The organism is Nonomuraea sp. NPDC050536 (assembly GCF_044457685.1).
GTDB lineage: Bacteria > Actinomycetota > Actinomycetes > Streptosporangiales > Streptosporangiaceae > Nonomuraea.
Genome location: NZ_JBITHD010000017.1, coordinates 156,150 through 179,346 on the forward strand (window position 1 = coordinate 156,150; position 23,197 = coordinate 179,346).

The following is a 23,197-nucleotide window of genomic DNA, read 5'->3' on the forward strand; positions in this document are numbered from 1 at the left end:
CACTATGGTCACGGCTTACTGAAGTACGGACAAAGAGGGTGGTGATCATGGCCCAGCGGAAGAGCCGGACCGACCGGCGAATCGACCTCATCGAAGCGGCCCGCCGGGCGATCATCCGCCACGGCATCGACGGCGTGCAGCTCTCGCACGTGGCCGAGGAGGCCGGGCTGACCTCCGGCGCGGTGCTCTACCACTACCCGGACCTCAGCGAGCTGCTGGTCGAGGCGCACCATGCGGCCATGGAGCGCTTCTACGAGCAGCGCCTGCGCCGGCTCGGCGTGGTCATCGACCCGATCGAGAGGCTGGTCATGACCATCCGCTCCGGCCTGCCCACCGGCCCGCTGGACCCCGACGTGCGGCTGCTCAACGAACTGGGCGGGGCGGCAGGGCGTAACAGGATGTACGGCGTGCTGCTCACCTCCCTCTTCGACCGGCAGGTGTCGATGTACCAGTCGATACTGGACACCGGGACGGCGCTCGGGGTGTTCACGCTGACCTCCGACTCGCTCACGGTCGCGCGCAACCTGGTGGCGCTGGAGGACGCCTACGGCTATCGAATCACGGCCAGGCACCCGATCATCGGCCCGGAGGAGGCGGCCGAGCTGATCCTGTCCTACGCGCGCACGGCCACGGGCAACGACCTCGCTCATTGAGCCACCGGGATGATCACGGCGTCCTGCGGATCCCAGGACAGCCCGACCTCGGCGCCCGGCTGCATCGAGCTGGCCCCCTGCACGGCCACCAGCACCGGCTTGGGCTGTCCCGGCACGTCCACCGACAGGTGCGAGACGCCGCCGTAGAAGCTCACGTCGAGCACGCTGCCGCGCAGTCCCTTGGCCTCGTCGGGCTCGCCCAGCCTGACCTTCTCCGGGCGGACGCCGAGCAGCGCCTTGGCGCCCTCCTCGACGCCTTCCAGCGGGGTTCCCGGCAGGCTGCCGAAGCCCTCGGTCTCCAGAGCCTCCTGGCCGCCGGCCGTACCCTCGAACAGGTTGTTGGCGCCGACGAAGTCGGCCACGAAGCGGGTGCGCGGGCGCTCATAGAGCGCGACCGGCTGGTCGACCTGGCGGACGTTGCCGCGGTCGAAGACCGCGATGCGGTCGGCGAGCGACATGGCCTCCTCCTGGTCGTGCGTGACGACCACGAAGGTGATGCCGACCTCGTGCTGCAGGCGCTTGAGCTCCAGCTGCATGTCGGCGCGGACCTTCTTGTCCAGAGCCGACAGCGGCTCGTCGAGCAGCAGCAGACGCGGGCGCTTGACGATGGAGCGGGCCAGCGCCACGCGCTGGCGCTGGCCTCCGGAGAGCTGGTGCGGCCTGCGGTCGCCGTGCTCGGCCAGCCCCACGGTCTCCAGGACCTCGCCGACACGCTGCTTGATCTCGGACTTGGGGAGCTTCTCGCGCTCCAGGCCGTAGGCGACGTTCTTGGCCACGCTCATGTGCGGGAACAGCGCGTACGACTGGAACATCAGGCTGATCGGCCGCTTGTTGGGCGGCAGACTCAGCAGGTCGCTCCCGTCGAGCGAGACCGAGCCGGCGTCGGGCGTCTCGAAGCCCGCCAGGATGCGCAGCAACGTGGTCTTGCCGCAGCCCGAAGGGCCGAGCAGCGCGAAGAACTCGCCCTGGTCGATGTCGAGAGACACACCGTCGAGCGCCATGACGTCACCGAAGCTGCGGGTGACCCCGTCAATCTTGAGCACTGCGCTCCCCGATCTTGGTCATGCGCTGCCCCACGATCACCGCCGTGAAGCTCACCAGGAGGAGGATCGCGGCCAGCGCGTTGATCTTCGGGGTGACCCCGAAACGGATCATTGAGTAGATGACGATCGGCAGCGTCTGCTCGGTGTTGCCGATCGTGAAGAAGGCGATCACGAACTCGTCCAGCGACAGCGTGAACGCCAGCAGCGCCCCGGCGATGATGCCCGGCGCCAGCTGCGGAAGCGTGACCTTCATGAACGTCACGACGGGCCCCGCGCCCAGATCGCGCGAGGCCTCCTCCAGCGAGGTGTCGGCCCCGGACAATCGCGTGCGCACGACCGCGGCGACGAACGCCATCGAGAACACGCCGTGCGCGAGCACCACCGAGTACAGCCCGAGCGTGAGCTGGATCATGCCGTAGAAGACCAGCAGCCCGATGGCCAGCACCAGGTCCGGCAGTACGGCGGGCATCAGCGCGAGCGCGTCGAGCGTCTTGGACTTGGTGTAGCGGGCCAGGCCGACGGCCATCAGCGTGCCGAGCACGGTGGCGATCACGGTCGAGCCGCAGGCCACGATCAGCGTGTTGATCAGGCCGTCCCGCACGCGCTCGTCGTGGGCGAGCTCGCCGTACCACTTGAGGCTGAACCCCTCGAAGGTGTAGGCGGACCTGCCGGAGTTGAACGACATGACCACGAGCACCACGATCGGCGCGTACAGGAAGACGTACGTGGCCCAGAAGGGGACGTAGAGAAGCTTCGGTCTACGCACGGCGGGACACCCAGGCCTGCACGATCAGCAGCACCACCAGCACCGCGATCAGGGCCAGCGCCAGCGCCGAGCCGAAGGGCCAGTCGCGGGCCTTGAGGAACTCCGACCTGATCAGGTTGCCTACCATGATCGACTTACCACCGCCGAGCATCTCGGGGATCACGAAGTTGCCGAAGCTGGGCACGAAGACGAACAGGCACCCGGTCATCACGCCCGGCAGCGTCAGCGGCAGCGTCACCTTGCGGAACGTGGTGAACCCGGAGGCCCCCAGGTTCGCCGACGCCTCGCGCAGCTGCGGATCCAGCTTCTCGATGGTGGCGAACAGCGGCAGCACCATCAGCGGCAGGTAGGAGTACAGCAGCCCGGTGATGATCGCGCCCTGGTTGTACAGCAGCTCCAGCTTGGTGCCGAGCGCCGAGTTGATCAGGCCGACCGGGCTGAGCAGCATGATCCACGCGTAGACGCGGATGATGAAGTTCGTCCAGAACGGCAGCACGATCGCGACCAGCGCGACGGTCTTCCACCTGCGCGGCAGCTGCGCGATCAGGTACGCCGTCGGGTAGCCGATCAGCAGCGCGATCAACGTGGTCACGGTGGCGATCTTCAGGGAGTTGCCGACCACGCCGATGTAGAGCGGGTCCACGAGGCGCTCGAAGTTCTCCGAGGTGAACTCGTAGACCACACCGCCGAAGCGGCCACGCTGGAAGACCGTGTTGCTGAGGATCAACGCCAACGGCACCAGGAGCAGGACGATGAGGTACGTCAGCCCCGGCGCCAGGAATACGAACGCGCCCAGCCGGCGGCCCCTCTGAGGGGACACCGGCCGGGCCTTTGTCTCTGCCTTCACCGCTCTAGTTCGCCGTGACCTCTTGCGACAGGCGCGAGTACTTGGTCGACGCCTGGCCCAGGTCGATGATCGACTCGCCGTTCAGCAGCTCGGCGGGCTTGATGCCGAGCAGCGAGCCCTTGGCCACCTTCACCTGGTCCATGGCGGCCTTGTTGGGGACCTTGTAGTTGATGTTCTCGGCCGCCCAGCGGTGGGTCTCCGGGTCCAGGATGTAGTTGATGAAGGCGTGCGCGGCCTCCTTGTTCTTGGAGGACTTCATGATCACCATGGTGTCCACCCAGAGGTCGCTGCCCTCCTTCGGCACCGCGAACTTGATGTTCTGCTTCGGGTCGGTGGTCGGGCACCAGCCGTCCCACGCCTCGACCATGACGGCCTCGCCGCTCTTGAGCTTGTCGCCGAAGGTGGTGTCGTCGTAGCCGAGCAGGTGCGGCTTGGCACTGACGAGCAGGTCCTTGACCTTGGCGATCTCGTCGTCCTTCTCGGTGTTGACCGAGTAGCCCAGCGCCTTGAGCGCGGGCAGGGCCAGCCAGCGCTCGGTGGTCATCATGGTGACCTTCTTGTCGGCCCAGGACGGCGGCTTGAGGATGTCGTTCCAGCTCGTCGGCACCTGCTTGACCAGGTCGCTGCGGTAGCAGATGCCGGTGGTGCCCCAGGTGTAGGGCACGGAGTACTTGTTGCCCTTGTCGTAGGACAGCTGCGTGGCCTCGGGGTAGAGGTTCGACAGGTTCGGGATCAGCTCGGGGTGGATCGGCTCGAGCAGCCCCTGCTCGTTCAGCGCCTGCGCGTACTGCCCCGACACGAACGCCACGTCGATGCCGCTGTCGCCGCCGGCGGTGAGCTTGGTCATCGCCTCCTCGTTGGTGGCGTGCAGCGCGATCTTCACCGGGAACTTCAGTTTCTCCTGGACCCGCTCGGGCAGGTCCTTGGGGGTGTACTGGTCCCACACAGTCACGTTGATCGACTGCTTCGACAGGTCGGCGTTCGGGTTGAGCTGGTCCGCCGACGCTGCGGGTGCGCTGCCCGCCGGGCTGTTCGGCGATTGGCCGCCACAGGCCGTCACGGCGAGCGCGAGACCGGCCGCCGCCGCGACGGCCGGGAGACGTCGGGTGAACCGGGTACGGACCACGGCCGCTACTCCTTCTGAATCTGGGGGACGAGGGTCTCGCGACCATCCGGGCACGGTAGACCAGACCAGGAGTGTTGCAGCAGAAATCAACATGAGCAAGACTTTTCTAGACATTGCTACCTGGAAGTTTGGTCTGGCTGTTGAATTCGAGTTCAATATGGGGGCGCTTGCTCTCACTGGGTGAGGCTTCCCTTACCACCCGAGATCGCGGAGTCACCGCGACCCTCCTCGGCGCGCTCGACGGGGACGTGCCGCCGCCCTTCGCGGTCGAGCGGTTCCTGCCGCTGCCCAGCCTCTCGTACGACCCTGAAGATCTCCACATCGGGGGCCAGGTCGAGCGCGGATTCGGCGATCATGTCGATCAGACGAACTACTCCGTGGTCGTGGACGAGCGGGTGGTGGTCAAGTGGCTCACGCCGCCCGTGCCGATGCCGCAACCGGCTCCCGAGCTCATGCGTCACCTGGTTGATGTCGGATTCAACGACACAGCCCCGCCTTACGCGGCGTTGACGCGGGTTGAAGAAGATCGGGAGCTCCTGCTCGCGCTGGTCACCGGCTACCTTCCCGAGGCCCGCGACGGCTGGGAGTGGTGCGTGGACGAGTGCGAGGCCGGCCGGACCGAGTTCGCCGTCGAACTGGGCGGCCTGGCAGGTCGCCTGCACCGCGCGCTGTCCACGCTGCCTGGTTCACAGGGCGCGAGTGAGGATACGGCGGGCCGCGCGGCCCAGGCGCTGCGCGAGGCCATGGAGCTCACCGACGACGCGTGGCTGCGCGGGATCGAGGGGGCGCTGCGGGCCGAGCTGGAGCCGCTCGCCGTACCGCGCACCTCGCCGGACATCCGGATCCACGGCGACCTGCACGTGGGGCAGATACTCAAGTGGCGTGACGGCTACGCGGTGATCGACTTCGACGGCAATCCCACGGTCGCCGACGCCGCGCCGTTCCAGCCGGCCGCGCGGGACGTGGCGCAGCTGACGACCAGCCTGGAGCACGTGGCGCAGGTGGCCATCAAGCGCAGGGACACTCCCGCGGCCCAGGCCCTGAGCTGGGCGCGCGAGTCCCGCGAGCGCATGCTGGCCGCCTACCGCGAGATCGCGGGAGACCTGCTGGACGAGGCCCTGATCAGGCCGTTCGAGGTCGAGCAGGAGTGCCGCGAGCTCATCTACGCCGCCCGCCACCTGCCCCGCTGGCGCTACGCCCCGATGGGCGTCCTGCGCACCTGGTATTCCGAGGAGAACCGTTGAAGCCCGAGCTGTTCCTGGCCGACCTTGAGGCCAAGCCCGCCGCCCTCGCCGACCTGGCGGCGGGGTTGAGCGCCAATCCGTGGAAGGCGCTGCCCGGCGGCTTCGGCCGGGTGCTGTTCCTCGGCATGGGCAGCTCCCGCTACGCCGCCTCGGTGGCCGCGCTGCGCCTGCGCGCCCGCGGGATCGACGCGCACGCCGAGTATGCCTCGGCCGCCGCGTCCTTCCCGCCGGGTCGCGACACGCTGGTCATCCCGATCTCGGCGACCGGCGGCAGCCGCGAGACGCTCGACGCCGCCGCCCGCCACGAGGGCTCCTACCGCGCGGTGCTCACCAACGTGGCCGGCTCCCCCATCACCGAGGGCGCCGACCTGGTGGTGCCGATGCTGGCAGGGGACGAGCGGGGCGGCGTGGCCTGCCGTACCTTCCAGCACACGCTCGCGCTGCTGCTCGCGCTCGAGGCGCACCTGACCGTCACCGACCGCGACCTGCCCGGCCTGGTACGTCGGGCCGCCGAGGCCACCGCCGACCTGCTCGACCGCCGGGAGGCGTGGCTCCCCCGCGCCCTCGAGCTGCTTGACGGCCCGCACGGCGTGTACACCGTCGCGCCCGCCGAGCACCTGTCGTCAGCCGAGCAGTCGGCGCTGATGTTCCGCGAGGGGCCGCGCCGCCCGGCCGACGCCTGCGAGACGGGCGACTGGTCGCACGTGGACGTCTACCTCACCAAGACCCTGGACTACCGGGCGATCCTCTTCCCCGGCTCCGCCTACGACGACCAGGCCATGGACTGGGTACGGCAGCGCGGCTCGACGATCCTCACCGTCGGCGGCGACCTGCCCGACGCCAGGGCCTCCGTCCGCTACCGGCACGACGACGACCCCGACGTCGCCCTCCTCACCGAGACGCTGGTGGCCGAGCTGGTCGCCGCCCACTGGTGGCTTCACGGGACCAGCAGCCCCCAGTAGAGGGCCCACGGGACGAACGCGACCCCCGCCACGGCGGCCAGGGGGTGATCGCGGCCTACGAGACGGGGCTGCCGCGCCCCTCAGGCCGGTTCAATCGGTGACCTTCTGCACCAGCAACCGGAGTACGGGTCTGGCGGCCTCCTCGACGTCGTCGCCCAAATCGAGGATGCCGCTGAGCCAGAGCGTCGCGAAGCCGTGCGCGATGGACCAGGCGGCGATCCCGAAGTCACGCTCGCGCGCCGGATCTGTCGTGACGGTCCTGACCCCGCGAGTGAGCTCGGCCGTGGCCCGCTCGCGCGCGGCCACCACCTCGGGATCGTCAGCCCGGTAGAGCCCAGGGGTGAACATCACCTCGAAGTGCGCCCGGTGCTCGACCGCGAAGCGCACGTAGGCCACCCCCGTGTCCAGCAGGTTGTCCCCGGCCGCCGCCAGCGCGTCCGCGAACAGCGTGTAACCCTCCGCGGCCACGGCCGTCAGGAGCCCCGCCTTGTCCCCGAAATGGTGCGCGGGCGCCGCGTGGGACACTCCCGCCCGCCTGGCCAGCTCGCGCAGGCTCCAGCTCGCGGTGCCTGACTCGCCGATCGCTTCCACGGCGGCGTCCATGATCGCGCGTCGCAGGTTGCCGTGATGGTAGTTCGCCATACCCGCCACCATATCTTGCCATTGACAAGTTTGAGTCCATGAGGCAATCTAGCCATCGACAAGATTTGAGAAAGGAAGCCCGACATGCCAGCTCTCCCGTGGACCCAGCCCAACACCCCTGAGCCCGGCACCGAGGCCGTGGTCATGGCCTCCAGACTGGAGGTCCGCTCGCTGCTCCAGGTGCCGGGGTTCTTCCTGGCCTCCATGGCCGTGTGGCGCCAGGCCCGTCGCTCCCCCGGCGCCTACGGCCTGTCGCTCAAGGCGGACCTGCTCTCCCGGACGTTCTGGACGGTCTCGGTATGGCACGACAAGGCGGCCATCCACGCCTACGCCGCCGCGGAGCCGCACCGCTCGACGATGCGCCGCAAGCGCGCCGTCATGAAGGAGTCCACCTTCATCTTCTGGAACGCCGCCGCCGACGGCAAGCCGATCGGCTGGGACGAGGTCGAGCGGCGCATCGCCGAGGAGCGCACCCGTTGACCCCGGACAGCAGGAAGGCGCCGCCCGCTCGCGCGGACGGCGCCTCCACCTGCGGTCACTGCTCTTCTGCGAGCAGCCGGTACAGGCTCCTGCGAGCCTCGTCGGCGATGGCTCTGGCCTTCTCGCGCTGCTCCGCGTTTCCGGTACGGCTGGCCTGGACGTAGGCGTCCAGCAACCGCGCCCCGGTCTCGCGAACCTGGCGAGCGGCCTCCCAGTCGCCCTCCTCGCCACCGAACCACCGTCGAGCCCCCTCGGGCCCGCGGAACTGGTGTCCCCGCCTGCCGGGGAAGTGCCGGTGACCGTGAATCTCCTGTGCGTAACGCATGACGTGCGCTCCCTTCGATACGTTCGTCTGCCGACAGTTTCGATGCTGTCGTGATACGTCAACGATATATCGTTAAGCCATATTCCAGCCAGCCCAAGATCTTTTACATGCTGACGGCGGGACGATTCACGAACCGCAAGGCCGGCCTCTTCGCGGCCCTCCCCTAGAGTGCTTCCATCCCCTGCACGGCCCGGTGGCGCGTGCGGATCCTGCCCACGAGCCCGACCGAGGAGCGACCGTGACCGACCTGGCTTCCACATCCCTGCAGCAGGAGATCGCCCGGGATCTCCAGGTGAGCGCGTCCTTCGAGGTACAGCAGGAGATCGAGCGCCGGGTGGCCTTCCTCGCCGACCAGCTGACCTCCACGGGCCTGCGCTCGCTGGTGCTGGGCATCAGCGGCGGCGTGGACTCCACGACCGCGGGACGGCTGTGCCAGCTCGCGGTCGAGCGGGTACGTGCCACCGGGCGGGAATCGACGTTCTTCGCGATGCGGCTGCCGTACGGCGTCCAGGCCGACGAGCAGGACGCGCAACTGGCGCTGGAGTTCATCAGGCCGGACCAGGTCCTGACCGTCGATGTGAAGTCCGCCAGCGACGCCGCACTGGAGGCGCTGCTGGCCGGCGGCATGGTCTTCCGCGACGCGCACCACCAGGACTTCGTGCACGGCAACATCAAGGCCAGGCAGCGCATGATCGCTCAGTACGCGGTAGCGGGCGCGCAGGAAGGCCTGGTCGTGGGCACCGACCACGCCGCCGAGGCGGTCTCCGGCTTCTTCACCAAATACGGCGACGGCGGGGCCGACGTGGTTCCGCTCACCGGCCTCACCAAGCGGCGCGTACGGGCCATGGCGCAGGCTCTGGGCACGCCGTCCGCGCTGATTCTGAAGACCTCGACCGCCGACCTGGAGACACTGAACCCGGGCAAGCCCGACGAGGAGGCGCTCGGCGTCACCTACGACGACATCGACGACCTCCTGGAGGGCAAGCCGGTCGATGAGGCCGCCTTCGCGACCATCGTCCGCCGCTACCGGCTCACCGAGCACAAGCGACAGCTGCCGATCGCCCCCTGACCGTCTCCCTCGTCAGCCGCCTTGTCCCCCACCGCCATCTTCGCCAACTCGCGTGCTCTTCCCTCCGGGCGTTCAGGCGTCATGCCCAGGTCCACGGTGGTTCCTACCCCCGGCGGGAAAAGCAGAGTCGGTTCGTCACTCCACCAGGGCACAGGAGTTCTGTACACGGTAGACTGAATTTAAAGAATGGCAGACTGGGGGATGCAGGTGAGCCTGAACATCAAGAACCCCGAGGCGGATCGGCTAGCGGCCGAGTTGCGCGCCCTGACAGGGGAAAGCGTCACCGCGGCCGTCATTACCGCCATGCGGGAGCGAGTAGAGCGTCTGCGGCAAGCCCGCCGACAGGCCGAAGATCTCACCATGGCCGAGGATCTGCTAGCGATCGGGCAAGAGATCGCCGACAGACTGGGCGAAGAGTATCGGGTGGCCGCAGGCGACCACGGCCGCCTGCTCTACGACGACATGGGACTGCCCAAGTGATCATTGACACCAGCGCAGTGGCGGCGATCCTGCTTGCCGAACCTGATGCGGCGATCTACGCCAAGGCCATAGCCGACAACCAGCCCCGCCACATGTCAGCCGCCACCTACCTGGAACTCTCGCTCGTCATGGAAGGCAAACGCGACCCTGTGGCGTCCCGGCGACTGGACGACTGGCTCACCCGCGCCAGAATCACGATCACGCCCGTAACTCACCAACAGGCATGCATTGCTCGGCGAGCGTACTGGGACTACGGACGCGGAAGCGGACACCCGGCAAGACTCAACTTCGGCGATTGCTTCTCCTACGCCCTAGCCCGCGACATGAACGAGCCGTTGCTGTTCAAGGGTCAGGACTTCATCCACACCGACATCGCTTCGGCCCTCTAGCGCTGTGGCGAGGGTCATCCAGGCCCCAGCGATATCCATGCGCCTCGGCGGCAGCTTCGTCGCGGGGGTCCTGATCAACCTGGGCCGGCAGTCGTTCCGCCACGACGACCGCCTCTTCGTCGTGCCCGCCGACCGCCTCTGGACTCCCATGGCCCCTTCAGGGATTTCCCCACGGGAACCCGAGTGCTCGTGGCCGTGGGATCGGCATGGGCGCAAGCCCTCAAGAGGGCGTGTGAGCGTAGTGAACGCCTCGGCTCGGGGCGGGCGTCAGACGGGCAGAGGTCCAGGTGGGCTTCGGGCGGGCCTCAGAAGGACGCGTGAGCGTAGCAAACACCTTTGGGGGCGTACGGGAAACGGCGTCAGTAGGCCGTGCGGACCGTGAGGGCGTGTTCGACGAGGGTGATGAGGGCTGACTTGACCGCGTCGCGGGAGCGGGCGTCCGTGCGGACGATCGGGACGTGCGACGAGAGCGTGAGGGCGTCTCTGACCTCGTTCTCCTGGTGGTAGAACTGGCCGTCCCAGCCGTTGAGCGCGACGACGAAGGGCAGGCCGGCGTCCTCGAAGTAGTCGATGGCGGGGAAGCTGTCGGCCAGGCGGCGGGTGTCCGCCAGGACGACCGCTCCGATGGCGCCGCGTACCAGGTCGTCCCACATGAACCAGAAGCGGTGCTGGCCGGGCGTGCCGAAGAGGTAGAGGATCAGGTCGCGGTCGAGCGAGACGCGGCCGAAGTCCATGGCGACCGTGGTGGTCGTCTTACCTGGCGTGTGCGCCAGGTCGTCCACGCCGCTGGAGGCCTCCGTCATGACGGCCTCCGTGGTCAGCGGCATGATCTCCGAGACCGCGCCGACGAAGGTGGTCTTGCCGACACCGAACCCGCCCGCGACGACGATCTTCGTGGAGGTCAGCCCGCTAGAGCCTGCGTAGTCCACTGAGCACCCTTTCGAGCAGGCTCCTGTCGGGCAGGCCCGCCTCGAGTTGCGGCTGGTACACGCGGACCAGCCCTTCCGCCTCCATGTCCGCCACGAGCACGCGCGCGACGCCGAGCGGGATGCTCAACAGTGCCGAGATCTCCGCCACCGACCTGACCTGGCGGCACAGCTCGCTGATCGCCCGGTACTCGCGGGCGTAGTTCATGCCGAGGTGGGCCGACGTCGCCGAGGAGACCAGCGCCTCCATGGCGAGCCCGCTTCGGGGTGCGGTGCGTCCGCCGGTGACGGCGTACATGCGCACCAATGAGCTGCGCTCCGCCTCCGGCTCGCCGTCATGCCAGGATGCCACGGTCGTCCACTCCCATCACCAGGGGCGCGTTGCTGAGAGCTCCGCTCGTACGGCGGGCGTCAGCACCTGCCCTGCGCGCTCAACGAGGATCGTCATCTGGTAGGCCACCAGGCCCATGTCACAGTCGGGGGCGGCCAGAACCGCCAGGCACGAGCCGTCGCTGATGGACATCACCAGCAGCAGCCCGCGGTCCATCTCGACGAGAGTCTGGGTGACGGAGCCACCCTCGAAGACCCGGGCAGCGCCCTGGGTGAGGCTGATCAGGCCGGCCGCGATGGCCGCCAGCTGGTCGGCGCGGTCCTGGGGGAAGCCGCGGGAGAAGGCCATGGGGAGCCCGTCCGCAGAGACGGCCACGGCGTGCGCGACTCCGGGGACCTCCTCGACGAAGCCGCTGACCAGCCAGTTCACATCCCTGGCGGCCTGGCTCAGATCCTTCATTGATCCTCCTCTAGCTCGGCGCGGCCCTTCCTTACGCCCTGTTGGTAGCTGGAGAGCCGGCTACGCAGTCTGTCGGGGGAAATCGGCTCGGGAGGTTGAGGTGGTGGCGCCGGGGTCGCGGTGCCGGGCACGAGGTTGGCCCGCGGCGTCCGCTTGGGCAGCCCGGAGTTGGTCGTGCCGCCGCGAGCGGGCTCGTTGGCGATCTGGGCCGCCTGCCAGCCGTTGTCCGCGGGCGAGGACCAGCTGTCGCGGTGGTCCTGGGTGCTGGCGGGTGCCTTGGTGAACCAGCTGGAGGACTCGACCGAGGCGTAGATGGGCAGGAACTCGTCCCCGCTCTGGGCCGGCGGCGGCGAGACCGGTGGCGCGGCCGGCGGCGGCATCGATGGCGGCGTCGATAGTGGCATCGGCGGCGGCACCGGTGCCGATATGTCCGTCGAGGGGCCGAACGCCTGCGGCGACGTCGGCATCCCCGTCGGCGGCAGCATCTCGATCGAGTGGCTGTCGGTGTGCGGCGAGGTGAACCACGACGACGGCGGCGGTGACGGCGACGGCGACAGGTCGGGCGGCAGGTCGAAGCCGTCGAGCGAGGGGTGGTGGGTGTAGGAGACCTGCGCGGGTACCTGCGGGAACGTCACGGGCGGCGGCGCGGCCACGGGGGCGGGCGCGACCGGTGTGAGCAGCGTCTCGGGGATCAGCACCATGGCGGTCAGCCCGCCGATGTCCTGACGGCGCAGCTGGACCCGGATGTTGTGCCGCAGCGCGAGCCGGCCGACCACGAACAGGCCCATCCGCCGCGACACCGACACGTCGACCACGGGCGGGTTGGCCAGGCGCCAGTTGGCCTGTGACAGCTCCTCCGGCGTCATGCCGATGCCGTTGTCGGTGACCGAGACCATCAGCCCGCCGCCGTCGATGCGGCTGCTGGAGATGACGACCTTGGTGTCGCGGGAGGAGAAGGAGACGGCGTTCTCGACCAGCTCGGCCAGCAGGTGCACGACGTCGCTGACGGCCTGTCCCGCGATGGAGGCCTCCGACTGGATCTGGATGCTGACCCGGTCGTAGCTCTCCACCTCGCCGAGCGAGGCGCGGACCACGTCCATCAGCTCGACGGGCTCGCTCCACTTGCGCGCGGCCTCCTGGCCGGCCAAAACCAGCAGGTTCTCGCTGTTGCGGCGCATGCGGGTGGCCAGGTGGTCGAGCTTGAACAGGTCGCCGAGGCGGGTGTCGTCGCGCTCGCCGCGCTCCAGCCGCTCGATCAACGTCAGCTGCCGCTCGACCAGGGTCTGCGACCTGCGCGAGAGGTTGACGAACATCGCGTTGACGTTCGAGCGCAGCCGCGCCTCGTCGCCGGCCAGCCGTACGGCTTCGCGGTGGACCTCGTCGAAGGCCCGCGCGACCTCACCGACCTCGTCCCTGGAGAAGATGCCGATGGGCGGCACCTCGGCGTTGACGGCGCCGTCGCGCGACTCGCGCAGGTGCTGGACGAACTCGGGCAGCCGGCGGCCGGCGATCTCCAGCGCCTCGCTGCGGAGCCGGCGCAGCGGCCGCACCAGCGACCTGGCGACGCCGGTGGTGATCAGCAGCACCGCCACCAGCAGGGCGAGCACGGCGCCCGCCACGATGTAGGCGCGGCGCTGCTCGTCGGAGCTGAGCTGCTCGCTTCGGGCCACGATGCCGGCGGCCTGGCGCTGCTCGACGTTGCGCATCGAGTCGACGACCGTGTCGGTGGCCTCGAACCACTCCTTGGCGTCGTTGCCGTGCTTGGGTGACAGGTCGAGCCCGCGCAGCGGCTGGTTGTTGGTGGCCCGGTTGAGTATGAGCTCGCGCAGGAACAGCATCCGGTCGGCTGATCTGCCGTTGACGGTCTCGTCGAAGAAGCGCCGCTCGTCGGCGGTGGCCTCGGAGGCGAAGCTCTTGCGCTCGTTGGTCTCGCGCGACAGCTCGCCCAGGAAGCGCTTGAGCTGGTCCTGGTCGAAGGAGCCCGCCACGAGCACGGTGGTGACCATGGCCTGCTGGAAGGAGACGCTCTCCTTGGCCCTGGCCAGCGCGTCGAGCATGCGCGTCTGCCGGAACAGCTCGTCGTCCTGGCTGCCCTTGATCAGCTCGTTGTGCACCGACAGCAGGTCGTCGATGACCGTGGTGTACAGGTCGACGGCGGCCGGGGCGAGCAGGTCGGCGTTCAGCGCCTGCTGGCGCAGGCCTGCCAGGTCGTCGAGCCGGCTCAGCATGGTCTCGAGCTGGTCGGCGGTGCGCCCCGTCACCTCGCCGAGCAGCTGGGTGGTGGTGCCGCGGACCTGTTTGATGGCCCCGTCCACGTCCCCCATCTGGCCGCGGACGGCGGTCAGCTCGCTGGCGGGCCTGCGCCGCGCGATGTAGAGCGAGGTCCTGGCCCGCTCGCCGGACATCAGGTGGGTGAGGTTGCCGACCTGGGCGGACAGCTGGGCCAGGCGGTTGGTGCGGGCGTAGTCGGAGGCCGCGCCTGTGGAGGCGAACACCTGGATGCCGCCGAGCAGCACGGCCGCGGCGGTGGGGACGAGGATGAGCGCGACGAGCCGCGCCCGCACGCGCCAATTGCGCAGGCGCCAGGTGCCTTCCTCGGCCTGCCTCTCACCCAACTCTGTGCTCACCGAACGCAACCTCTCGCCCGAATCGGCGTATATGCAAGCCCTTCATGGGGCCCTTGGGAAAATCCAGCAAGTGCGGGTAATTGGAACACATCCCATGCAGGACGGCCAACCGAACATAACGCGACAAAAGTCGAGTGGTGTGACTCTGGAGGAGAGAACCTGGAGCTCCATTTATTGTGATCTTACGGAGAGGAATAACCCCTAAAAACCACATATGTCCGCTTATGGGCGATTGGCCCGTTCCAGGCCTGTAACACCGGAGAGGCGCCCGGGTCTCACGAGGGTCACGACGTTGAGATTTGCCTTTATCAGGACATAGGTTGAGCCCCGTCAAAATCGAGGAGGCGAGGGTGGGGGATTCTCCCGGCAGTGCGGCCATCGCCGTCGAGGGGCTCTGGAAGATCTTCGGCCCAAAGGCGGAAAAGGTGCTGGGCTGCGATGACAAGTACCTGGATGCCGCCGCGCTGAGAGAGAAGACCGGTTGCACCGCGGCCGTCAGAGACGTGAGCTTCCAGGTCGAGCCCGGCGAGGTCTTCGTCGTCATGGGGCTTTCAGGAAGCGGCAAGTCCACCCTGGTCCGCTGCCTCACCCGGCTCATCGAGCCCAGCTCCGGCGAGATCAAGATCGGCGACGAGGACGTCGTGCGCGCCTCCCCCGCCCGGTTACGCGAGCTGCGCCGCCACCAGGTCAGCATGGTCTTCCAGCACTTCGGCCTGTTGCCGCACCGCCGGGTCATCGACAACGTGGCCTACGGCCTGGAGATCCAGGGCACTCCCAAGGCCGCCAGGCACGCCAGGGCCCGCGAGATCCTCTCCCTGGTGGGACTGGACGGCTACGCGGACTCCTACCCCGACCAGCTCTCCGGCGGCATGCAGCAGCGGGTGGGTCTGGCTCGGGCGCTGGCCGTCGACCCCCAGGTGATGCTCTTCGACGAGCCGTTCAGCGCGCTCGACCCGCTGATCCGCCGCGACATGCAGGCCGAGGTGTGCCGCCTGCACCGCGAGGTCGGCAAGACCATGGTCTTCATCACCCACGACCTGTCAGAGGCTCTCCGGGTGGGCGAACGCATCGCGATCATGCGGGCGGGCTCGATCGTCCAGGTCGGTACGCCGGAGGAGCTGGTGGGCGCGCCCGCCGACGACTACGTGGCCGACTTCGTGCGCGACGTCCCGCGCAGCAACGTGCTCACGTTGCGCTGGATCTGCCGGGATCCCGAGCCCGACGAGCCGCTGGACGGCCCGGCTCTCCCCGTGACCACGGTCATCAAGGACGCCATCGGCGCCACCTCGCAGTCTTCTCGCCCGATCCGCGTCGTCGACGGTGACCGCCTGGTCGGAGTCGTGGACCGGGTGGACATGCTCTCCTTCCTCTCCGGCCAGGACATGGCGGAAGCCGTACACGCATGAGCACGACAGCCGTCTCCACCACCTCCAGGCTGAAGGTCCCCCGGTGGGTGGTCCCCACGGGGATCGCCGTGCTCTTCGTAGTGACCTACGTGGTCTTCCGCGGCTCGGGAACGCTCCCGCACGACGACGACGCGCCGCAGTTCGGCGCCATCACCGATCTGCGCGAGTGGATCGACTCCAACCGGAACTCCAGCCCGGTCTTCCTGTACTTCCTCAACTACATCCGGCTGTTCGTGGGCGGGGTGTTCGACCTGTTCCAGACCGCGCTGTACGCGCTGGGCTGGCCGGGGCTCATCGGCGTGATGGGCGGGCTCGGCGTGCTGGCGGGCGGCTGGCGGATCGGGCTGCTCGCGGTGGCGGGCGTGGCCTCGTTCGGCGTGCTGGGGCTGTGGGACGCGAGCGTCGACACGCTCGCGCTGATCGCGGCGGCGGTGCTGCTGTCGCTGGTCATCGGCATCCCGCTGGGCATCTGGGCGGGGCTGTCGCCGCGGGCGCGAAAGCTGATCACGCCGGTGCTCGACGTCATGCAGATCATGCCGACGTTCGCCTACCTGGCGCCGCTCGTGCTGTTCTTCTCCATCGGGCCGCCCGCGGGCGCGATCACCACGATGATCTACTCGATCCCGCCCGCGATCCGCATCACCGCGCTGGCGATCGAGCAGGTCTCCCCCACCGCGGTCGAGGCCTCCTCCTCGCTCGGCGCGACCTGCCGCCAGACGCTCTTCAAGGTCCACCTGCCGCTGGCCAGGTCCACGATGGCGCTGGCGATCAACCAGACCATCATGATGGCGCTGTCGATGGTGGTCATCGCCAACCTGATCGCCGCGCCCGGCCTGGGCAGTCCCATCATCAAGGGCCTGTCCGAGGCGCAGGTCGGGATCATGCTCCCGGCGGGCATCGCGATCGTCGTGCTGGCGATCGTGCTGGACCGCATGATGATGGCGCTGGCTACGCGCGATCCGCACGCCGGCGGTGGCCGCGCACGTCTGGTCGGCGCGGGCGTCCTGGCGGTGGCCGGGCTCGCGCTCATCCCGGTGCTGCCCAGCGAGTGGCCGGAGGACTGGAGCGTCAACTTCGTCGCCCCGGTCAACGAGGCGGTCCACTGGGTCGAGTTCCACTGGTACAACGTCACGTCCTTCATCAAGGACACGACCACCTACGTGCTGCTCAACCCGCTGGAAGGGCTGCTCACCTCCGCCCCGTGGTGGCTGGTCGCCGCCGCGGTACTGCTGGTCGCCTGGCGGGTGAGCGGGGTACGGCCGGCCGTGACGGCCCTGGGCTGCCTGCTCGCCATGGCGTTGCTCGGCACCTGGGAACACTCCATGCAGACGCTCACCACGGTGACCGTCGGAGTCCTGGTCACCCTGGTCATCGGCCTGCTACTGGGCGTGGCGGCCGCCCGCTCAAGCCGGTTCTCCGCCATCCAGCGGCCGATACTCGACGCCGCCCAGACGGTGCCCTCGTTCGTCTACCTGCTGCCCGCCCTGGCGCTGTTCGGCCCGAGCAGGTTCACCGCGATCCTGGCCTCGGTCATCTACGCGGTGCCGCCGGTCGTCCGCCTGGTCGAGGAGGGGATCCGGGCGGTGCCCGTCACCGTGGTGGAGGCCGCCGCGTCCGCCGGGTCCACGCCCGGCCAGCTGCTGTGGAAGGTGCAGCTACCGCTGGCCCGCAAGGCGATCCTGCTGGCGGCCAACCAGGGCATCATCATGACCCTGGCCATGGTCGTGGTGGGCGGCATGCTGGGCGCGGGGGCGCTGGGCTACGACGTCATCCAGGGCTTCTCCCAGCGACCCGACTTCGGGATGGGGTTCGCCGCGGGCATCGCGACGGTCCTGCTGGGAATCATGCTCGACCGCATCACGCAGGGCGCCGACAGGCGTCCCTCCCCCCAAAAAAGGAAACTCACATGAAATTTCGCCTGGTAGCAGGCTTTCTCGTGCTGGGTATGGCAGCCGCAGGGTGCGGCGGGGCCAAGGTGGACAACAACCCCACCACGACGGCCCCCAAGGCCGACGCCGGGAGCGCCTCGAGCGCGGGGACGGTCAAGATCGCGATCAACCCCTGGGTGGGTTACTCGGCCAGCGCCAACGTGGTGGCCTACCTGCTGAAGAACGAGCTCCACTACAACGTGGAGATGCCCGAGCTGAAGGAGGAGGTCTCCTGGGAGGGCTTCGAGTCCGGCGCGGTCGACGTCGTCATCGAGAACTGGGGCCACGACGACCTCAAGAAGAAGTACATCGACGAGAAGAAGGTCGCCGTCACCGCCGGCTCGACGGGCAACAAGGGCATCATCGGCTGGTACGTGCCGCAGTGGATGGCCGACAAGTACCCGGACATCACCGACTGGAAGAACCTGAACAAGTACGCCGACATGTTCAAGACCTCCGAGTCCGGTGACAAGGGCCAGCTCCTCGACGGCGACCCCAGCTACGTCACCAACGACGCGGCCCTGGTCAAGAACCTCAAGCTCAACTACAAGGTGGTCACGGGCGGCAGCGAGGCGGCCCTGCTCAAGTCGGCCACACAGGCCCAGGAGCAGCAGAAGGCGCTGCTGTTCTACTTCTGGACGCCGCACTGGTTCTTCAACAAGGTCAAGCTGGCCAGGGTCAAGCTGCCCGACTACACCGCGGGCTGCGACAAGGACCCGAAGAAGGTCGCCTGCGACTACGCCGAGCTGGACCTCGACAAGATTGTGAGCAAGAAGTTCGCCGACAGCGGCGGCAAGGCCTACGAGCTGGTCAAGAACTTCAGCTGGACCAACGAGGACCAGAACGCCGTCGCCGACGACATCACCAACAACGGCCTGAGCGCCGAGCAGGCCGCCAAGAAGTGGGTCGAGGCCAACACCGCCAAGTGGCAGGCCTGGATCCCCAAGTGACGATCCCCTCTCGGCCGTGACCCGCGAACCGGGTCACGGCTGGGCCGAGCGAAGGAGCTCGAGAGGAGAGAGCGAGGGCACCGATGCCAACGAGTCTCGAGCGGTCGCGACCATGGATACGGGTTGATGATGATGCGCATTAGATCTCTCGCGGGCCCCATGGCGCTGGCCCTGGTCCTGGCCGGCTGCTCAGGCGCGGAGCCCAAGCCCGCCGCCGGCTCCAAGGGCACGGTCAACATCGACGTCCACGGCTGGGTGGGTTACGAGGCCCAGGAGGCGGTGATCGCCTACCTGCTCGAGCACGAGCTGGGCTACAAGGTCCAGACCCGCAAGAACATGGCCGAGGCCGATTCCTGGCCGGGTTTCGCCACCGGCAAGGTGGACGTCATCGTCGAGAACTGGGGCCACGAAGATCTCAAGAAGGAGTACATCGAGCAGAAGAAGGTCGCGCTTTCCGCCGGTCTCACCGGGAACAAAGGCGTGATCGGATGGTACGTCCCTGAGTGGATGGTCAAGAAATATCCGGATATCACGGACTGGCGAAATCTGAACAAGTACGCACATCTCTTCAGAACCGCCAAGTCCGAAAATGTCGGACAGGTGCTCGACGGCGACCCCAGCTTCGTCACCAACGACGAAAAGATCATCAGGAACCTCGGGCTGGATTTCAAGGTCGTCTACTCAGGTAGCGAGGACGCTTTGATCAAGGCGGCCGAGGACGCGACCAAGAACACCAAGCCGCTGCTGATGTATTTCTACGAGCCGCAGTGGCTGTTCACCAAGGTCAAACTCGTCAAGGTGAACCTGCCCGCGTACGCCATCGGATGCGACAACGACCCGGCGAAGGTGGCCTGCGACTACCCGCCCTACCTGCTCGACAAGATCGTCAGCACGAAGTTCGCCCAGACCGGCGGCAAGGCCTACGACCTCATCCGCAACTTCAGCTGGACCAACGACAACCAGAACACGGTGGCCAACGACATCGTCAACGGCAAGATGAAGCCGGAAGAGGCCGCCAAGAAGTGGGTCGAGGAGAACAAGATCGTCTGGAAGGACTGGATCCCCCGCTGACCGGTGCCCGCGTCGGTGTGATCCCGGTCGGATGGGCTGCTGTGGAGTCGTAGCGGCGGGTGACCGTCACCGACTCGCCAGCAGCGCCGGTCGCGGGCCCTGGGCCGGAGTACGGCGGGCGGCCGGTGGGGGCGGCCTGCCGTACAGGAGAATCCGGCCCCACAGAGATCCAGCGGCGATCTAGCGGTCCAGGCGGCGCCACAGGCGCACCGACAGGGCGAAGAAGAGCACCATCAACGCGACCGGCCAGGCGACCGCCATGAAGACGGCGTGCTGCGCCACCCACGACTCGCCACCCCAGCCGGGGTTGCCGAACAGCTGCCTGGCGGCGGCGACCGTGGACGACAGCGGGTTCCACTCGGAGACGGCGCCCAGCCAGCCCGGCATGGTGGCCGGCGCGACGAAGGCGTTGGACAGGAACCCGACGGGGAACTCCAGCATCTGCACGCCCGTCACCGCGCCGGGATCCCGGGTGAGCAGGCCGAAGTAGATCCCCGCCCACAGCAGGGCGAAGCGGAACAGCAGCAGGATCCCGGCCCCGGCGAGCAGCCCGGGGACGCTCGCCGGGCGCCATCCCACGGCCAGGCCGCACACCAGCATCCCGGCCAGGATCAGCACCGAGTTGAGCAGGTCGGCGATGCTGCGCCCGATCAGCACGCCCGACTGCGCCATCGGGATCGAGCGGAACCGGTCGGTCACGCCCTGCGCGAGGTCCGTGGCCACGGCCACCATCGTGGCGCCCAGCCCGAACAGCATGGTCATGCCGTACATGCCGGGCATCAGGAAGGCGAAGTAGTCGGCCCCGTCCGGGACGGTCACCGCCCCGCCGAACAGGTAGCCGAACGCCAGCGTGATCACGATGGGGAACACGACTCCGAACACCACCGTCATCGGCTGGGCGCGCCAGTGCAGGAGATCCCGCCTGGCCACCGTCCAGCCGTCGAGCACCGCGGTCATGCCGAAACCCTTTCGGTGAGGGAGAGGAACACTTCGTCCAGGGTGGGCCCGCGCAGGGCCACGTCGTCGACCTCGATCCCGGCCTTGGCCAGCGTGGCCAGGGCGTCGCCGAGGGCTCGGACCCGGTCGGTGACCGCGACGCTGACGTGCCGTGTGTCCTGGTCGACCGTCGCCCGCCCGAGGATCCCGGCCGCCTCTTCGAGCCGGTCGGGGTCGCGTACGACCAGGTCGAGGCGGTCGCCGCCGAGGTCGGCCTTGAGCGCGGCAGGGGTGCCCTCGGCAACCACCCTGCCGCCGTCGATGACCGCGATCCGGTCCGCGAGCTGATCGGCCTCCTCCAGGTACTGCGTGGTCAGCAGCACCGTGGTGCCGCCCGCGACCAGGCCGCGCACCGCCTTCCACACCTCGCTCCTGCTGCGCGGGTCGAGGCCGGTGGTCGGCTCGTCGAGGAAGAGCACGGGCGGCGCCAGGATCATGCCCGCGGCCAGGTCGAGCCTGCGGCGCATGCCGCCCGAGTACTCCTTGACCGGGCCGGGGTGCTCCAGGCCGAACTGGTCGAGCAGTTCCGTCGCCCTGGCCGCGGCCCGCTTCGCCCTCAGGTGGTAGAGGCGGCCGAACAGTTCCAGGTTCTGCCGCCCGGTCAGCACCTCGTCCACCGCGGCGTGCTGGCCCACGAGACCGATGGCCTGCCGTACCTTTTCCGGATTTTTCATGACGTCGAAGCCGGCCACCTCGGCGCGGCCGCCGTCGGGGCGCAGGAGCGTGGTCAGGATGCGGACCGTCGTGGTCTTGCCCGCGCCGTTGGGACCCAGCAGGCCGAACACAGTGCCTGCGGCCACCTCCACATCCACGCCGTCGAGCGCTGTCTTCTTGCCGTACGTCTTGCGGAGAGCTTGTGCGCTCACAGCTGCCATACGGCGTACCGTACAGCATACGGTTCAACATGCCAACCGTACGATGTACCGTACGAAGGGTGACAATCGAGTACAGCGGCAAGGGAGACCCGGCGCGCAGCCTGGCCCTGCTCTGGCGCACCAGCGAGCGGACCAGCCGCAAGGGCAAGCCCGACCTCAGCGTGGACCGGATCGTGCGCGCCGCCATCGAGGTGGCCGACACCGAGGGGCTGCAGGCGCTGTCGATGCGCCGCGTCGCCGAGCGGCTGAGCGTGGGCACGATGTCGCTGTACACCTATGTGCCGGGCAAGCCCGAGCTCCTGGACGTCATGCTCGACACCGTCTGCGCCGAGACCGACAGGCCCGACGACGTGCCGGGCGGGTGGCGGGCGCGGCTCGAGCAGATCGCCAGGGAGAACTGGCGGCTGTACCTGCGTCACCCCTGGCTGCTGCAGGTGGCCACCAGCCGGCCGGTGCTGGGACCCAACGTGACGGCCAAGTACGAGTACGAGCTGCGCGCCATCGACGGGATCGGGCTGACGGACCTGGAGATGGACGCCGTCCTCACCCTGATCACCGGGTTCGTGCACGGCGCGGCCCGCGGCGCCGTCGAGGCGGCGCAGGCCGAGTCGCAGACGGGCATGACGGACCAGCAGTGGTGGGACGCGCACGCGCCCTTCCTCGGCGTGATCGCCGACACGTCACGCTTCCCCGTGGCCGCCCGCGTCGGGCAGGCGGCGGGCGAGACCCACCAGGCGGCCTACAACGCGGACCACGCCTTCGAGTTCGGCCTCGAACGGGTCCTGGACGGCATCGAGGTCCTGGTCGAACGCCGCCGCTAGCCTAGGAATGCAGCAGGAGGGTGTCGAGGCCGCGTACCAGCCCGGTGACGTCCATGGCGCGCCGTACGGCCAGGAGTGTGCCCGCCACGTAGGGCGCGGCGCTGCTGCCGGCGTCGTGGCGGATGACCAGGCGCTCGTCCGGCAGGCCGAAGACGACCTCGGTGGAGAGGCTGAAACCGGGCAGGCGCACCGAGTGGACCTGCGTGGCGCCGATCGTGGCGCCACGCGCCTCGACGTGTCCCGCGGTGGACTCCACCGGGACGGTGACCTCCGGCGGACGCACCTGGCTCAGGCGCTCGGCCAGCTCGCGGGAGGTTCCGCTGGGCGCGTCGGGCTTGCCGGCCGAGGCGTAGTCGATGATCTCCCAGCTCGGCAGGTGACGGGCCGCGAGCGTGGCGGCGGCCTGCGCCATCGCGGCCGTGAGGGAGAAGTTGCCCGCCGCGATCACGCCGACGAAGGCCTCCTCGGCGCCGGCGCGGATCTCGTCGAAGTCCTCGGCGGACAGCCCGGACGAGCCGATCACCACGTGCACGCCGCGCTCGAACGCGGTCAGCACGTTGCCCTTCACCGCCTCGTGCGAGGTGTAGTCGACCAGCACGTCCACCCCGTCGAGCGCCTCACCCACGGAGGCGTACACGGGCGCGCCCCCGATCTCCCCGCCGGCGGCCGAGCGGGACACGGCGGAGGTCAGGGTCAGGTCCTCAGCGGCGGCGACGGCTTCCGCGACCGCCCCACCCGTCCAACCGGTAGCCCCGGCCACACACACGCGAATCACGGTATA

25 protein-coding genes are annotated in these 23,197 nt (G+C 68.7%); 12 read left to right on the plus strand and 13 right to left on the minus strand.

Annotation, left to right across the window (positions count from 1 at the left end; all coding sequences use genetic code 11):
* The first annotated feature begins 47 nt into the window (after positions 1 to 47).
* Entirely contained in the window at positions 48 to 653 is a 606-nt protein-coding gene (locus ACIBHX_RS37885) for a TetR/AcrR family transcriptional regulator (protein ID WP_397072261.1), read from the plus strand.
* Here ACIBHX_RS37885 and ACIBHX_RS37890 read toward each other — a convergent pair.
* Genes ACIBHX_RS37890 through ACIBHX_RS37905 form a run of 4 tightly spaced genes read right to left on the minus strand, consistent with a single transcriptional unit; the run spans position 647 to position 4,435 of the window.
* Positions 647 to 1,696 (minus strand): ABC transporter ATP-binding protein, encoded by a 1,050-nt coding sequence (locus tag ACIBHX_RS37890; RefSeq protein WP_397072262.1) that lies wholly within the window; start codon positions 1,694 to 1,696, stop codon positions 647 to 649. The genes ACIBHX_RS37885 and ACIBHX_RS37890 overlap by 7 nt on opposite strands.
* The gene (locus tag ACIBHX_RS37895) at positions 1,683 to 2,462 is read right to left on the minus strand and encodes an ABC transporter permease (RefSeq protein WP_397072263.1); all 780 of its coding nucleotides are present in this window, start codon (positions 2,460 to 2,462) and stop codon (positions 1,683 to 1,685) included. Before ACIBHX_RS37895 ends, ACIBHX_RS37890 begins: the two co-directional genes overlap by 14 nt.
* Positions 2,455 to 3,282, minus strand: a complete 828-nt coding sequence (locus ACIBHX_RS37900; protein WP_397072264.1) for an ABC transporter permease — start codon at positions 3,280 to 3,282, stop codon at positions 2,455 to 2,457. The genes ACIBHX_RS37895 and ACIBHX_RS37900 overlap by 8 nt, the downstream gene beginning before the upstream one ends.
* 31 nt (positions 3,283 to 3,313) lie before the next feature.
* Positions 3,314 to 4,435, minus strand: coding sequence for a spermidine/putrescine ABC transporter substrate-binding protein (locus ACIBHX_RS37905; protein ID WP_397072265.1), 1,122 nt, complete (start codon positions 4,433 to 4,435; stop codon positions 3,314 to 3,316).
* A gap of 167 nt (positions 4,436 to 4,602) precedes the next feature.
* On the opposite strand from ACIBHX_RS37905, the gene ACIBHX_RS37910 reads away from it, so the two are divergent.
* Entirely contained in the window at positions 4,603 to 5,679 is a 1,077-nt protein-coding gene (locus ACIBHX_RS37910) for a phosphotransferase (protein ID WP_397072266.1), read from the plus strand.
* Positions 5,676 to 6,641 (plus strand): SIS domain-containing protein, encoded by a 966-nt coding sequence (locus ACIBHX_RS37915; RefSeq protein ID WP_397072267.1) that lies wholly within the window; start codon positions 5,676 to 5,678, stop codon positions 6,639 to 6,641. Before ACIBHX_RS37910 ends, ACIBHX_RS37915 begins: the two co-directional genes overlap by 4 nt.
* A 90-nt stretch (positions 6,642 to 6,731) precedes the next feature.
* On the opposite strand, the gene ACIBHX_RS37920 is transcribed toward ACIBHX_RS37915, so the two are convergent.
* Entirely contained in the window at positions 6,732 to 7,283 is a 552-nt protein-coding gene (locus ACIBHX_RS37920) for a TetR/AcrR family transcriptional regulator (RefSeq protein WP_397072268.1), read from the minus strand.
* A gap of 84 nt (positions 7,284 to 7,367) precedes the next feature.
* Here ACIBHX_RS37920 and ACIBHX_RS37925 point away from each other — a divergent pair, with 84 nt between their 5' ends.
* Positions 7,368 to 7,763, plus strand: coding sequence for a DUF3291 domain-containing protein (locus ACIBHX_RS37925; RefSeq protein ID WP_397072269.1), 396 nt, complete (start codon positions 7,368 to 7,370; stop codon positions 7,761 to 7,763).
* Positions 7,764 to 7,818: 55 nt separating this feature from the next.
* Here ACIBHX_RS37925 and ACIBHX_RS37930 read toward each other — a convergent pair whose 3' ends face one another.
* Entirely contained in the window at positions 7,819 to 8,088 is a 270-nt protein-coding gene (locus ACIBHX_RS37930) for a hypothetical protein (protein WP_397072270.1), read from the minus strand.
* Positions 8,089 to 8,326: 238 nt separating this feature from the next.
* Here ACIBHX_RS37930 and nadE point away from each other — a divergent pair, with 238 nt between their 5' ends.
* The 3 genes from nadE to ACIBHX_RS37945 all read left to right on the plus strand — a co-directional run bounded on the left by nadE (position 8,327) and on the right by ACIBHX_RS37945 (position 10,026).
* On the plus strand, positions 8,327 to 9,157 hold the full coding sequence (gene nadE / locus ACIBHX_RS37935) for an ammonia-dependent NAD(+) synthetase (RefSeq protein WP_397072271.1): 831 nt from the start codon (positions 8,327 to 8,329) through the stop codon (positions 9,155 to 9,157).
* Between the two features lie 186 nt (positions 9,158 to 9,343).
* On the plus strand, positions 9,344 to 9,637 hold the full coding sequence (locus ACIBHX_RS37940) for a type II toxin-antitoxin system VapB family antitoxin (protein WP_397072272.1): 294 nt from the start codon (positions 9,344 to 9,346) through the stop codon (positions 9,635 to 9,637).
* Positions 9,634 to 10,026, plus strand: coding sequence for a type II toxin-antitoxin system VapC family toxin (locus ACIBHX_RS37945; RefSeq protein ID WP_397072273.1), 393 nt, complete (start codon positions 9,634 to 9,636; stop codon positions 10,024 to 10,026). Before ACIBHX_RS37940 ends, ACIBHX_RS37945 begins: the two co-directional genes overlap by 4 nt.
* 359 nt (positions 10,027 to 10,385) lie before the next feature.
* On the opposite strand, the gene ACIBHX_RS37950 is transcribed toward ACIBHX_RS37945, so the two are convergent.
* The 4 genes from ACIBHX_RS37950 to ACIBHX_RS37965 all read right to left on the minus strand — a co-directional run bounded on the left by ACIBHX_RS37950 (position 10,386) and on the right by ACIBHX_RS37965 (position 14,369).
* Entirely contained in the window at positions 10,386 to 10,955 is a 570-nt protein-coding gene (locus ACIBHX_RS37950) for a GTP-binding protein (protein WP_397072274.1), read from the minus strand.
* Positions 10,936 to 11,250 (minus strand): DUF742 domain-containing protein, encoded by a 315-nt coding sequence (locus ACIBHX_RS37955; protein WP_397072341.1) that lies wholly within the window; start codon positions 11,248 to 11,250, stop codon positions 10,936 to 10,938. Before ACIBHX_RS37955 ends, ACIBHX_RS37950 begins: the two co-directional genes overlap by 20 nt.
* Positions 11,251 to 11,319: 69 nt before the next feature.
* A complete protein-coding gene (locus tag ACIBHX_RS37960; protein WP_397072275.1) occupies positions 11,320 to 11,742 on the minus strand; it encodes a roadblock/LC7 domain-containing protein in 423 nt (140 codons plus the stop codon).
* Positions 11,739 to 14,369, minus strand: a complete 2,631-nt coding sequence (locus tag ACIBHX_RS37965) for a nitrate- and nitrite sensing domain-containing protein (protein WP_397072276.1) — start codon at positions 14,367 to 14,369, stop codon at positions 11,739 to 11,741. The genes ACIBHX_RS37960 and ACIBHX_RS37965 overlap by 4 nt, the downstream gene beginning before the upstream one ends.
* Positions 14,370 to 14,719: 350 nt before the next feature.
* Here ACIBHX_RS37965 and ACIBHX_RS37970 point away from each other — a divergent pair, with 350 nt between their 5' ends.
* From ACIBHX_RS37970 to ACIBHX_RS37985, 4 genes are all read left to right on the plus strand, one after another.
* Positions 14,720 to 15,775, plus strand: a complete 1,056-nt coding sequence (locus ACIBHX_RS37970) for a glycine betaine/L-proline ABC transporter ATP-binding protein (RefSeq protein WP_397072277.1) — start codon at positions 14,720 to 14,722, stop codon at positions 15,773 to 15,775.
* Positions 15,772 to 17,685, plus strand: coding sequence for an ABC transporter permease (locus ACIBHX_RS37975; protein ID WP_397072278.1), 1,914 nt, complete (start codon positions 15,772 to 15,774; stop codon positions 17,683 to 17,685). The genes ACIBHX_RS37970 and ACIBHX_RS37975 overlap by 4 nt, the downstream gene beginning before the upstream one ends.
* Positions 17,682 to 18,653, plus strand: a complete 972-nt coding sequence (locus ACIBHX_RS37980) for an ABC transporter substrate-binding protein (protein WP_397072279.1) — start codon at positions 17,682 to 17,684, stop codon at positions 18,651 to 18,653. The genes ACIBHX_RS37975 and ACIBHX_RS37980 overlap by 4 nt, the downstream gene beginning before the upstream one ends.
* A gap of 126 nt (positions 18,654 to 18,779) precedes the next feature.
* Positions 18,780 to 19,724 carry a glycine betaine ABC transporter substrate-binding protein gene (locus ACIBHX_RS37985; RefSeq protein WP_397072280.1) on the plus strand — a complete coding sequence of 315 codons (945 nt, stop codon included), beginning with the start codon at positions 18,780 to 18,782 and terminating at the stop codon, positions 19,722 to 19,724.
* A gap of 180 nt (positions 19,725 to 19,904) precedes the next feature.
* Here ACIBHX_RS37985 and ACIBHX_RS37990 read toward each other — a convergent pair whose 3' ends face one another.
* Together ACIBHX_RS37990 and ACIBHX_RS37995 are read right to left on the minus strand one after the other, a co-directional pair.
* Complete coding sequence (locus ACIBHX_RS37990; RefSeq protein WP_397072281.1) at positions 19,905 to 20,681, minus strand: ABC transporter permease; 777 nt, start codon at positions 20,679 to 20,681, stop codon at positions 19,905 to 19,907.
* On the minus strand, positions 20,678 to 21,595 hold the full coding sequence (locus tag ACIBHX_RS37995; protein ID WP_397072282.1) for an ATP-binding cassette domain-containing protein: 918 nt from the start codon (positions 21,593 to 21,595) through the stop codon (positions 20,678 to 20,680). The genes ACIBHX_RS37990 and ACIBHX_RS37995 overlap by 4 nt, the downstream gene beginning before the upstream one ends.
* Before the next feature lie 59 nt (positions 21,596 to 21,654).
* On the opposite strand from ACIBHX_RS37995, the gene ACIBHX_RS38000 reads away from it, so the two are divergent.
* Positions 21,655 to 22,416 (plus strand): TetR/AcrR family transcriptional regulator, encoded by a 762-nt coding sequence (locus tag ACIBHX_RS38000; protein ID WP_397072283.1) that lies wholly within the window; start codon positions 21,655 to 21,657, stop codon positions 22,414 to 22,416.
* A 1-nt stretch (position 22,417) separates the two neighbouring features.
* Here ACIBHX_RS38000 and dapB read toward each other — a convergent pair whose 3' ends face one another.
* Entirely contained in the window at positions 22,418 to 23,191 is a 774-nt protein-coding gene (gene dapB, locus ACIBHX_RS38005; protein ID WP_397072284.1) for a 4-hydroxy-tetrahydrodipicolinate reductase, read from the minus strand.
* Between the last annotated feature and the right edge of the window lie 6 nt (positions 23,192 to 23,197).